The following is an 11,970-nucleotide window of genomic DNA, read 5'->3' on the forward strand; positions in this document are numbered from 1 at the left end:
GCGTTGGGATCCGTCACAAGGGCAGAACGTTAGGCTTGAGGAAACGGGATCCCTAGCTTATCAACTGTTCCTGCCGCGCGAGGGGAAAAGGCGGCCCAAAACCCCTGTTAGGATAAAAGTAAGTGTCAGCTTTCCCGCCATGATCACCTTGACCGAGAGCGCCATCCAAGAGCTAAAGCGGCTGCGCAGCAAGTATGAGAAAGAGGGATCCCAACCCATCTTGCGCCTGGGGGTAAAGCCCAGCGGCTGCTCCGGCCTCTCCTACACCATGAACTTCGAGCCCCAGGCCAACCCTGACGACCATACCTTTGACTTTGGCGAGATTCGGGTGGCGGTGGATCCCTTGAGCATGACCTTTATTCAAGGGCTGACTGTCGATTTCTCCGAGGATCTGTTGGGGGGCGGCTTCCGCTTCAAGAACCCCAATGCGGTGGCTAGCTGCGGCTGCGGCACTTCCTTTGCCACTGCCGAAACCGCCGCTGCCGTCGGCCACTGATCACGTCCTGCCAGAGGGCTTTAGGCTGGGCAGGCGCAGCAGGAAACATGTCCACCCCGCCTCGCTGGTTACTCGAATGTGACCCTGGAGGCGCTCCACCCATTGCTTCACCAAGGCCAGCCCCAGGCCGCTGCCCGGCTGGGCCCAGGGATCCGCAGTGGGCACCCGATAAAAGCGCTCGAACAGGCGGGGCAACTGGTCGGGCGGGATCTGAGCGGTGTTGCCGATCCTGAACTCAACCCCTTCAGGGATTGGCTGAACCTCTAGACGAATCGTGCCACCTGGCTGGGTGAACTTGCAGGCGTTGTCCAGCAGCTCTTTGAGGATCTGGGTCAGGAGCTGCGGATGGCTGTAAAACCGCCAGGGGGAGGGGGGCAGATCCCCCACCTGCAGCGTGAGGGAGCGGGCCTGGGTGCATTGCTGCACCGACTCGATCAAGCTGTGCCAGAGGTGGGGCAGGTCAATAGCTGCAACGGCAGAGCCCAGGTCTTTCCCTTCCAGGCCCTGCAGATCCAATAGGCGGTTGATGAGCTGGATTTCGGCCTCGCACTCCTGCAGGGCAATGTCATGGTATTGCCGCTGCTTCTCGTTGAGGGGGGTGCGGCGCAGGAGTTCCAGGGCCAGCTTGATCTTGGTCAGGGGGGTGCACAGCTCGTGGGAGACGGTGGCCAAAAAGTGGTCTTTGAGGCGGTTGAGCTGCTCCAGATCTGCCACCTGGCAGGCCAGTTGGGCGGTGCGCTCCTGTACCTTGGCTTCCAGTTCCTGGTTAAGCTGCTGCAGACGGCGCTGGGCCTGGTTGGCTTGCAGCAAGTGGCGCAGCCGCCGCTTCAAAACCGACCAGTGGATGGGCTTGGGGATGTAGTCGCTGGCGCCGGCTGCAAAGGCCTCGTTGACAAAGGTTTCGTCTTCCAAAGCCGTGACGATTAAAATCGGCAAGTCCGGGTTTTGGGCGTGGAGGCGGCGGCAGCACTCAAACCCATCCAGATCCGGCATCACCGCATCGAGGAGCACCATGTCCGGCTGATAGCGGCTTGCAGCTTCTAGACACGCCAAGCCGCTGTCCGCTTCCACGAGTTGGTAGCCCTCCCGCTCCAGGGCGTAGCGAGTCAAAAGCCGCTGGCTGGGATCATCGTCGGCAATGAGGAGGAGAGGCCGCTTCTCTGCCGCAGCAGAGCTCGTTCCGGTCTGAGGAACGGATCCAGCCGAAAGGTTGCTCTCAAGCCTCTGCATGGGCCCCTGGAGAAGAAAGAAGCGGTCCTGGCGCGCTAGCCGATAATTCGAGGATAACCCGCTGGTACTCGGCTTCCAACCGCTGGAAGGCCTGCTCTATGGTATCCCAGTTTACAGAGTTGGCCGATGGCTTGCGAACGAGCTTTTCCAGCGCCTGGCAGCGTTGAGCTAAGAGCTTGGCCCCCAAGGTTCTGCTGCTGCCCTTGAGGCGGTGGGCCAGTTGGGCCACGGTTTGGACATCCCGGCTCTCCAGGGCCTGGCGCAGGGATCCCAGCAGGGCCTGGCTGTCTTGCCGGTAGGTTTGGATCATCTCCTGCCAGTCTTCCGGGGATCCCAGCATGCTCTGCAGGCTGGCCAGGGCAGCGGCATCCAGGGCCGGCTCTGGCTTTGGATCCCCGACAAAATCGAGAGCAGCTTCCTGGAGGGCCCGCTCCAGCACAGCCGGCTGCAGGGGCTTGGTCAGGTAGCCATCGACGCCGGCGGCTTCGGCAGCAGCGCGGCTTTCCAGGAAGGCATCGGCGGTGAGGGCGAGGATGCGCGGCTGGCGCTCTGGGGGAAGTTCGCTGCGGATGCGGCGGGTGGCGGCCAGGCCGTCCAGCTCCGGCATGTGCAGATCCATCAAGACCAGGTCGTAGGCGCGCAGTTGCAGCGCCTGCAGGGCTTCCAGGCCGTTGGCCACGATGTCCGGCTGATAGCCCAGCCGCTCCAGCATCAGGCGGATGACCTTTTGGTTGACGGGGTTGTCTTCGGCTACCAGGATGCGCAACGGGCAGCGGCTGGCCAGAGGGAGCTGGGGTTTCAAGTGGGAAGCAGCCGCAGGCACTTTTTCCTGGCCCAGCAGAGCCCGCAGTTGAGAAGCCCTGACCGGCTTACCTAAGGCAGGAAGAGAGCCAGCGCTTGCCAAAGCGGCTCTGCGATCCACCAGCAGCACAAGCCGCAGGGGGGGCTGCTCCTGTTGCAGAGCCCTGGCCAGGGCCAGTCCATCGCCGTCGGGCAGGCTGGTATCCACCAGGGCCAGCTCAAAAGTCTGGGCCTTGGCTATGGCTTGGGCTTCCGCCACCGTGCTGCAGGCTGTTACCTGCATCCCCCAGGACTGCAGTAGGCGCGCAAGAAGTTGCCGTTGGCTGGCGTTGTCTTCCACCAGCAAAACCCGCTGGCCGGCCAGAGCTGGGTCGGGGGTGGGGGTTGCCCAGAGGGCCGCATCCGGAAGCTTCAGGGGGATGCGGAAGCCAAAGGTGGATCCCTGACCCGGCTGGCTTTGCACCCAGATCGTTCCGCCCATGAGTTGACAGAGGCGCTGGCTGATGGCCAGCCCCAGGCCGGTGCCGCCGTACTGGCGGCTGATGGAGCTGTCCACCTGGCTGAAGGGCTTGAAGAGGCGATCCTGCTTTTCCGGCGGGATGCCGATGCCGGTGTCCTGCACCTGGAAGCTCACCCACTGCACCTGGGCCTGGGGATCTTGCTCTTGGGCCTCGACGGTCACCACCACCTCCCCTTGGGGGGTGAACTTGATGGCGTTGCTGAGGAGGTTGGCCAGGATCTGGCGCAGGCGGTTGGGATCCCCGACCAGGGTGGCCGGCAGGGCCGGATCCACCCAGGCCACCAGCTCCAGATCTTTGCTCTGGGCCTGGGCGGCCATGAGATCCAAGAGCTCCTCCATGAGCTGGGGCAAGGAGAAGGGCGTTTCCTCCAGCTCCAGCTTCTGGGACTCGATCTTGGAAAAATCCAAGATGTCGTTGATGAGGCTGAGCAGCACCTCGCTGCCGTAGCGGATGGTCTGCACCCAATCCCGCTGCTGGGCATCGAGAGAGGTATCCAGCAACAGGCCGGCCATGCCCATGATGGCGTTGATGGGCGTGCGGATCTCGTGGCTGATGGTGGCCAGGAACTCGCTCTTGGCGCGGTTGGCCGCCTCGGCAGCTTCCATAGCCGCCTTCATCTGCTCTTGGGCCTGCTTGGCCAGGGTGATGTCCCGCCCGGCGGCGTAGACCAGGGATCCGGCCAAAGAGGCTCGCCACTCGATGAAACGATAGCTGCCGTCCTGGGTGCGGTAGCGGTTGACGAAGTGATCCAGCCGTTTCTCTTCGACAAGCTGCTGCATGGCGGCCTGTGTGGCGGGGACATCTTCCGGGTGAACCCACTCCAAAAAGGGTCGGCTCTGGAGCTCCTGCAGGGAATAGCCCAGGGTGGTCTCCCAGGCGCGGTTGAGACGGCGAAAGTACCCTTGGGCATCGGCAATGCAAAGCAAATCCAGAGCCACCGAGAAAAACTGCTCCAGCTCCGCTTCTGCCGACTTGCGGGCAGTGATGTCCACCGCGGTAAACACCCAACACGGGATCCCGCGCAAGACAAGGGGCTGCACAAACACGTCTTCCCAGACAACTCGGCCATCCTGCCGCTGCCATTGCCACTCAAAGCGGGCGGATCCCTGCTGGCGGGCCTGCTCCAAGTAGGGCTGCAAGGCAAACTCCCTCCCCTGCAAAGCCCGGCGATAGGGAGACTGCTCGCAAGCGTCGAAGGCCCGCAGCTCCTCCAGGCTGGAAAACCCGTAGGCGGCAATGGCTTGGGAGTTGGCCTCCAGGATCTCGCCGGTCTCGGCATGACGGATGAGGATGGCCACAGCGGCATTCTCAAACAGAGCCCGGAACTTCTGCTCGCTTTCCTGGACGGCCTGCTGGGATCGCACCCTGTCGGTTACATCGCGGACGATCACCACCACCTCTTGGGGGTTGAGGGGCACAATGCGCACCTCTTCGTGGCGGGTCTCCCCTTCAATCTCGATGCTTTGGTCGTAGCGCTGCCGCGTCTGGGTAGCTATAGCCTGCTGAACAAAGAAAAGCCGCCGCTCGGCCAACTCCGGTGGCAAAAGCTCCTGCAGGGATCGGCCCACGTAGGTGTCGGGTGAGCCATAGAGAAGAACCTCGCCCCCCGAGATAAAGCTCAAGCAAATGCCCTGGCTATCAAGGCGGAAGATCAAGTCGGGAATGGCTTCTAGAATGGCTCGCTGCAGCTGTTCAGCGGCTTTCAAGGCCAGCTCTGCCTGCTTGGCTTCTGTAATATCCCGCACGATCACCAGGACTTCCTGGCTGTTCAGAGGCACAATGCGGGCTTCTTCGTGGCGTACCTCCCCTTGAACTTCAATGCTGTACTCGTAGCGCTGTTGGGTTTGGGTGGCCAGGGCTTGCTGAACATAGAAAAGCCGCTGCTCGGCCAGCGCTGGCGGCAGAATCTCCTGGAGGGATCGACCTAAGTGGCGCTCTGCTGGGCAGCAAAGATGGACATCGCCTCCGGGAATAGAGCTCAGGCAGATGCCCTGGCTATTCAGGCGAAGGATGAGGTCGGGGATGGCTTGGAGAATGGCCCGCTGGGTGGCTTCCATTTCTCTAAGGGCCAACTCCGCCTCTTTCCGCTTGGTGATATCCCGCACCAAAACGTAGACTCTATCTCTGCCATAGGCAACGACGCAAGCCTTCTGATAGCGGCGGATTGCCGGCTCAGACTCGTTTGCGGCAGCGGCGGGGAGCACCATTTCGTACTCCAGATACTGTGGCGTTTGAGTGGACAGGGCCCGCCCTGCTAAAAGCTGATACTGCTCTCCGAAAGAGCTGGGAAACACGTCTTGGGCGCGGCGACCCACACAAAACTCGGGCGGATGCTGGGTGGGGACGTAGGGAGAAGGCTTGCAGTTGAGAATCAGCCCCTCAGGGTCAATCTCGAAAATCAAATCCGGGATCGCCTCATAGAGGGCCCGGTAGCGCAACTCGCTTGCCTCCAGGGCTTGCTTGATCTGGACCTGCTCGCTGATGTCGCGGCTGGTGATGAGGATCCCGTCTCCCACCGGCACCACTTGGTGATGGATCCAGCTGGCCTTCAAGCCCGGCTGCCCCGAAATGGGGAACTCCTCTTCCAGAGGAATGCCGGTTTCCACCACTCGCTTGTATTTCTCAAAAAAGCCCCCCCAGCGGTTGATGGGCAGCAGCTCGCACAGCCGCTGGCCGATGATCTGCCGGCGCTGGAGAGAAATGAGCTCTTCCCCCTTGGCGTTGACATCCACAAAGACAAAGTCGAGGATCTCGCGGGTAACGGGATCCCGCACCGCCTCCAGCAGGTAAATAGCATCCAAGCTGGCTTCCAAGGCTGCCCGAAAACGAGCCTCTGGGCTGGGGGTGCCTCTAGGAGGTTGGAAGGGAAATCTTCGAGAAAGGGATCCCAGGATCCCTCTGAAGACAGAAAGCAGCTGACTTTCCCCCAGGCTGACGCCAAGCAGCAGGAGAGCCAAGAAGAGGGATCCCAGCAGCCAAAAGGCAAGGCCAGGGGGATCCACCAGGCCCACCGTTTTCCCTACCGCCCATAGCTCTCTGTGCATAGAACCCAGAGATTCCTACCCCCTTTCCACAGTATCCCAGCAAGTCTTTCCAGCTTATCTTGGAGGTCAAAAGAGGAAGCTCAGCTAACTTGCGGAAATGGCCTCTATGCAATGGGCAGGATTCCTCAAGAGTGGCTTTTTGGGGAAATGAGTCTTGGCTCAAAGCTTTGTTTCTGGATGCAGCAGGGAGAGAGACTCTTTATTGTGAAGATGCTTTATTGTGAAAAATAATTGTGAAGATTCAGCGGGATCCCTGGCGCCAGCGGCGGTAGAGTTTTTCCAGATCCACCCAGACCATCACCACCGTGCTAAAGCCCAGGCAAATGAGCAGTTCTGGAAGGGTCAACTCTTCTGTCCCGAAAAAGTTGCGCAGGAAGGGCACATAGAGCAGGGCCAACTGCAACAGCAAAGTGGCCAACACGGCCCCCAGCAGGTAGGGGTTGGAAAAGGGGTTCATCTCGAGGGTCAGCTTGTCGTTGGAGCGGGCTGCCAGGGCATGGCCCATCTGGGCAATGCACAGGGTGGTGAAGACCATCGTGCGCCAGTGGGGGATATAGGCTTCCACGATGGCCATCATCAGGATCGTGGAGATGGCAAAGACCACACCGATGCGCACCATGTAGGCACCGAGCCCTTGGGCAAAGATGCTCTCTTTGGGGTTGAAGGGGGGGCGCTGCATCACCCCTGGTTCTGCTGGCTCCATCGCCAAGGCCAGGGCGGGCAGGCCGTCGGTTACCAGGTTCATCCACAGGATCTGCAGGGGCGTCAGTGGCACGTCCTCTAGGCCCAAGATAGGGGCAGCAGCCACCGTCAACACCTCGCCGATGTTGCTGCCCAGGATGTATTTCACGAAACGGCGGATGTTGCTGTAGACCACCCGCCCTTCTTCAATGGCCGCCACGATGGTGGCGAAGTTGTCGTCCAGCAGCACCATGTCGCTGGCCTCTTTGCTGACGTCGGTGCCGGTGATGCCCATGGCAATGCCAATATCTGCCTGGCGCAGGGCAGGGGCGTCGTTGACCCCATCCCCGGTCATGGCTACAAACTGGTTTTGTTTTTGCAGAGCTTGGACGATGCGCAGCTTGTGTTCGGGGGCAACACGGGCATAGACGTTGACCCTTTGCACCGTCTGCAGCAGCTCCTCAAAGCTGAGCCGAGAGAGGGTGCGCCCGTCAATGGCTTGGCCCTCCGAGTCGAGAATGCCCAGCTCGCGGGCAATGGCCACAGCGGTCAATTGGTGATCGCCGGTAATCATCAGGGTGCGGATGCCGGCCTGGCGGCAGCGGGCTACTGCTTCCCGCGCTTCGGGCCGCGGCGGATCGTACATGCCCACCAGCCCCAGCCACACCAGGTTGCGCTCGATCTCCTCCAGGTTCTCCGGGATCCGCTGCAACTGCTGGGTGGCCACCCCCAAAACCCGGATGCCCTGGGCCGCCAGGCGGTTGTTGGCAGCCAGAATGGCTTGGCGCTCGGCTTCTGACAGCTCCTGCCAGGTTCCGCCTTTTTGGATCTGGGCGCACTGCTCCAGCACCAGCTCCGGGGATCCCTTGACGTAGACGCGGTAGCTGCCCTCCTCCTGCACCACCACGCTCATGCGCTTGCGTTCCGAGCTAAAGGGGATCTCCTGCGCGCGCGGGTGCTGCTCTTGAAGGGAAGCTTTCTGCAGGTTGGCCTTGGCAGCAGCCACCAGCAGGGCGGCCTCGGTGGGATCCCCTAGGATCGACCAGGTGGGGGCAGCGCCCCGTTGGGCTGGAAGACTGGCCTGCAACAGGGCATCGTTGCAGAAGACCACCGCCCTGAGAAGGGCCTGCAAATCCGGGGCGCTCTGGGGATCAATGGGCTGGCCGCGGCAGTAGAAGGATCCCTTGGGGATGTAGCCGCTGCCGCTGACCTGGTAGTGGCGCTCCGGCGTGAGGATGTCGGTAACCACCATCTTGTTCTCGGTGAGGGTGCCGGTTTTGTCGGAGCAGATGGTGGTGACGGATCCCAGGGTCTCTACAGCCGGCAGGCGGCGGATGAGGGCGTTGCGGCGCACCATGCGTTGGGTGCCGATGGCCAGGGTGACGGTGATCACGGCCGGCAGCCCCTCCGGCACCACGGCTACGGCCATACTGAGAGAGATTTCCAGCAGCGAGGTGAAAGGCGCCATGCTGCCGGCCTGCAGCAGCCCCACGATCACCACCAGCGCCACCAAGGCCAGGGATCCCGACACCAGCACGTTGCCCAGCTGGCTCATGCGCCGCTGCAGGGGGGTGGGCTCGTTTTCCACCGTTTGCAGCAGGGCGGCCACCTTGCCCAGCTCCGTGTTCATACCGGTGGCGGTAACCAAGAGGATCCCGCGCCCCTGCAACACCTCGGTGCCCATGAAGGCCATGTTGCGCCGTTCCCCCAGCTCCGTGTCTTCGGGGAGGACACAGTCAGCCTGCTTGCTAACCGGTACCGCCTCCCCTGTCAGGGCCGCCTCCCGCACCTGAAGGTTGACCGCTTCCGCCAAGCGCCCATCGGCCGGGATCTGCACCCCGGCTTCCAGGAGCACGCGATCCCCTGGCACCAATTGGTTGGCGGGGATCTCCTGCCACAGGCCGTCCCGCTGCACCCGCACGCTGGGGGAGGCCAGCTTTTTTAGGGCCGCCAGCGCTTTTTCCGCCCGGCTTTCTTGTAAGTAGCCCAGCAGACCGTTGAGGCCGACGATCAACAGAATGGCCAGAGCATCTTTGGGGAACTCGCCTTCCTGCAAGTCCAGAGTCGCTGAGATCGCCGCCACGGCGATCAGCATCAGCAGCATGACGTTGCGGAATTGGTCGAGGAAAAGCTGCCAGGCGCTGCGTCCAGGAGAGGAGATTAGCTCGTTGGGGCCGTATTCCCGCTGCCTCTGGATCACCTGCTGGGTAGTCAGGCCAGCATCGGGATCGGTCTGCAACTTCTGGATAACAGCAGGAAGAGGGAGGCTATGCCAGGCCGTAGCAGAAGCACCGGCGGATCCAGAAGCTTGGGCCATCGCAAACACTCCCAGGGAATGGACAAATTCTACGTTAGCTCTCGAAGCTTTCCATAGAGGAAAAGGGGTCCCCATTTCCCTAGTTTCGTGGCAAGGTGGGGACAGAGGCCCCCTGGAGACTGCTATGGCGAGCAAAACTCCCACTCGCGATGTTCAAGTGGCCGTCATTGGCCCGTCCACTCTGGTTTTGCGCTCCCGCACCTGGGATCGCCTCAAGTTTGAGCTGGAATATGCCCGGCAGCGGGGCACCACGGCCAACAGCTACCTCATCCAGGCCCGCCAAACCCTGCTCATCGATCCGCCGGGGGAGTCGTTTACGGACATCTTTCTGGAGGAGCTGGCCCAGCACCAATACCTGCAGCGGCTGGACTTTATCCTGCTCAGCCACGTCAACTTCAACCGCATCGCCACCCTCAAGGCGCTTCTGCCGCTGGCCCCCTACGCAGTGGTGCTCTGCTCTAAGCCAGGATCCCTTACCCTGCGGGCAGCTTTTGAAGGCAGGGAGTCCCCCCCTCCTGGCCGCGACGAAGAGGAGGCCGCCGATTTTGGCATTCCCTACGGCAGCAATCAGTCCTTTCGCCTGCGGGTCATCCGAGATGGGGATCGCCTGGATCTGGGAGAGGGCCATGAGCTGCACTTGCGCACGGTGCCCACGCCCCGCCACCCCGATGCCCTCTGCACCTACGATCCGGCCACCGGGATCCTCTTTACCGACAAGCTCTTTGGCGCCCATGTCTGCGACGAGCAGGTATTCGATGAACATTGGCGGCAACTGAGCGAGGATCGCCGCTACTACTTCGACTGTCTCCACCGCAACCAAGCGCCCCAGGTCAAGGCAGCCCTGGCCAAGCTGGAGGAATTCCCCGCCCAGATCTACGCTCCTGCCCACGGGCCCCTCGTGCGCCACAGCCTGCGGCGGCTGCGCTTGGACTACCAGCTCTGGTGCGAAGAGGATCCCTTGGAGCAGCGGGTGGCCCTCCTGTACACCTCCGCCTACGGCAACACCGGCTTGATGGCGGTAGCCATTGCCCAAGGCTTGGAGCGGGCGGGAGTTACGGTGGAGCGGATTAACTGCGAGTGGGCCACCCCTGAAGAGATCGCCCAGGCCTTGGAGCGCTGCCAGGGGTTCATCATCGGCTCGCCAACCCTGGCCGGCCATCCCCCGGTCCAGATCCAAACAGCCCTGGGCCTGATTCTCTCTTCCGTTCCCACCAGCAAGCTGGCCGGGGTCTTCGGCTCCTATGGCTGGAGCGGCGAGGCCGTGGATCTCATCGAGAGCAAGTTGCTCAATGCCGGCTTTACCTTGGGGTTTGAGACGATCCGCGCCAAGTTTAAGCCCACCGCCGAGATCTTGGAAGCTTGCCAAGAGGCGGGATCCCAATTTGCCCAAGCCCTGCGCAAGGCCAAGCGAGCTCGTGCCCCCCGCCAAGGCGGTGTTGAAACTCAGGCGGATCGGCTGGCGCAGGCCCTCAGCCGAGTGGTGGGATCCCTCTGTGTGGTGACCGCCTTGCAGGATGGGATCCCGCGCGGCTTTCTCACCTGGTCAGTGGCCCAGGCCAGCTTCAATCCCCCCGGCCTCACCCTCTCCGTGAGCAGGGAAAGCGAGGCAGAACTGCTCACCCATCCGCAAGCGGCCTTTGTGCTCAACATCCTGCGGGAGGGCAAAAGCAGCAGCCTGCAGCGACACTTTCAACGGCCTCAACGCCCTGGCGAAGACCGCTTTGCCGGCCTGGCCACGGCCACTGCCGAAAATGGCTGCCCGATCCTTTTGGATGCCCTGGCTTACCTGGAGTGCCGTGTCAAAAGTTGGATGGAGTGTGGCGATCGCTACCTCATCCATGCCGAGGTAGAGCGCGGCAAAGTGCTGGATCCCACGGGGGTTACCGCCATGCGGCGCGGGTAATACTGGTCTCAGCTCTCAGGGGGTGTCATTGACCATGCAAGACATTTTTGAGGCGGTCTTCAAAGCTCCTGCCCAGATTGGCGAAAAAGTTGTAGACGTAGTCTTCGATACAGGCAAGTTTGTCGGCCAGGTTAGCGGGGCCGTTGCGCAAACTGTCATTGGTACGGGTATCGAGACCACCCAAAAAGCCGCAGAAATTCTTGCTGAAACCGGCAAAGCCACTTTCCAAGTTGGCCAGAAGGTTACAGAAACTCTTGTTGAAGAAGTTGTCCACCATGAGCCTTATCTGATCCCTATTGAGCCCTCCCGGGGCTGGGACGAAGCCCTGGTTTTCATCAACGGTTTTCTCAGCGAAGGTGAAACCCAACCTTGGAAAAACAGACTGTTGTGGGAAACGCTCCGACGTGCCGGATGGCGGGGATCCCTGTACTACCTCTGGTGGGACGCTTCCAGTCCTGTAAACTTGACTTTATCTGCCCTGAAGCTAGGGGTAGGACTACTTGCCCATTGGGAAGCTCACAAAGCCAAGGCCAAGCAAGTGGGACTGGACTACGCCTACCCCCTGCTCTCTGCTCTGCCAGAAAAGCAAATTACCTTGATGGGGTTTTCTTTGGGAGCGAGGGTAGCCTACTACATCATGCGCGGTTGGCCACAGACTGCCGATCGACGTCTTAAAGATGTTATCTTGCTCAGCGGTGCCGTTAGAAGACAAGCCGATAAGAACTGGAGTTTACACGTAGAAAATATCACTGGAAAGTTAGTCAATATCTACAATGAAGACGATTTGGTTCTGGCCTACGTCTTCAAAGTACCTTCCCTCAACCGCAGCCCCTGTGGGATCAAGCCGATCAAAGAGTTCCACCCCAGAATTGAGAACCTCAATGCCACTCACTTAATCGGCTCTGGGGAGCGCAGCTATGAAGCCTATCTCCCTTACAGCCTTTTAATTTAAAATAGGGTACAGGTATTCAAGAGGA

Annotated in this window: 6 protein-coding genes; 3 read left to right on the plus strand and 3 right to left on the minus strand. The window is 61.1% G+C overall.

What is annotated here, in order from left to right:
- The first annotated feature begins 139 nt into the window (after nt 1-139).
- The gene (locus CYA_RS07805; protein WP_011430489.1) at nt 140-496 is read left to right on the plus strand and encodes a HesB/IscA family protein; all 357 of its coding nucleotides are present in this window, start codon (nt 140-142) and stop codon (nt 494-496) included.
- On the opposite strand, the gene CYA_RS07810 is transcribed toward CYA_RS07805, so the two are convergent.
- The 3 genes from CYA_RS07810 to CYA_RS07820 all read right to left on the minus strand — a co-directional run bounded on the left by CYA_RS07810 (nt 497) and on the right by CYA_RS07820 (nt 9,090).
- Nucleotides 497-1,726, minus strand: coding sequence for a hybrid sensor histidine kinase/response regulator (locus CYA_RS07810; protein ID WP_011430490.1), 1,230 nt, complete (start codon nt 1,724-1,726; stop codon nt 497-499).
- Nucleotides 1,713-6,092 (minus strand): PAS domain-containing hybrid sensor histidine kinase/response regulator, encoded by a 4,380-nt coding sequence (locus tag CYA_RS13790; RefSeq protein ID WP_011430491.1) that lies wholly within the window; start codon nt 6,090-6,092, stop codon nt 1,713-1,715. The genes CYA_RS07810 and CYA_RS13790 overlap by 14 nt, the downstream gene beginning before the upstream one ends.
- A 241-nt stretch (nt 6,093-6,333) precedes the next feature.
- Nucleotides 6,334-9,090 (minus strand): cation-translocating P-type ATPase, encoded by a 2,757-nt coding sequence (locus tag CYA_RS07820; RefSeq protein WP_011430492.1) that lies wholly within the window; start codon nt 9,088-9,090, stop codon nt 6,334-6,336.
- Nucleotides 9,091-9,214: 124 nt separating this feature from the next.
- Between CYA_RS07820 and CYA_RS07825 the strand changes: the two genes are divergently transcribed.
- Together CYA_RS07825 and CYA_RS07830 are read left to right on the plus strand one after the other, a co-directional pair.
- The gene (locus CYA_RS07825; protein ID WP_011430493.1) at nt 9,215-10,993 is read left to right on the plus strand and encodes a diflavin flavoprotein; all 1,779 of its coding nucleotides are present in this window, start codon (nt 9,215-9,217) and stop codon (nt 10,991-10,993) included.
- Nucleotides 10,994-11,027: 34 nt separating this feature from the next.
- Nucleotides 11,028-11,945, plus strand: coding sequence for a DUF726 domain-containing protein (locus CYA_RS07830; protein ID WP_011430494.1), 918 nt, complete (start codon nt 11,028-11,030; stop codon nt 11,943-11,945).
- Nucleotides 11,946-11,970 lie beyond the last annotated feature (25 nt).

Source organism: Synechococcus sp. JA-3-3Ab, from assembly GCF_000013205.1.
Taxonomy (GTDB): Bacteria; Cyanobacteriota; Cyanobacteriia; order Thermostichales; family Thermostichaceae; genus Thermostichus.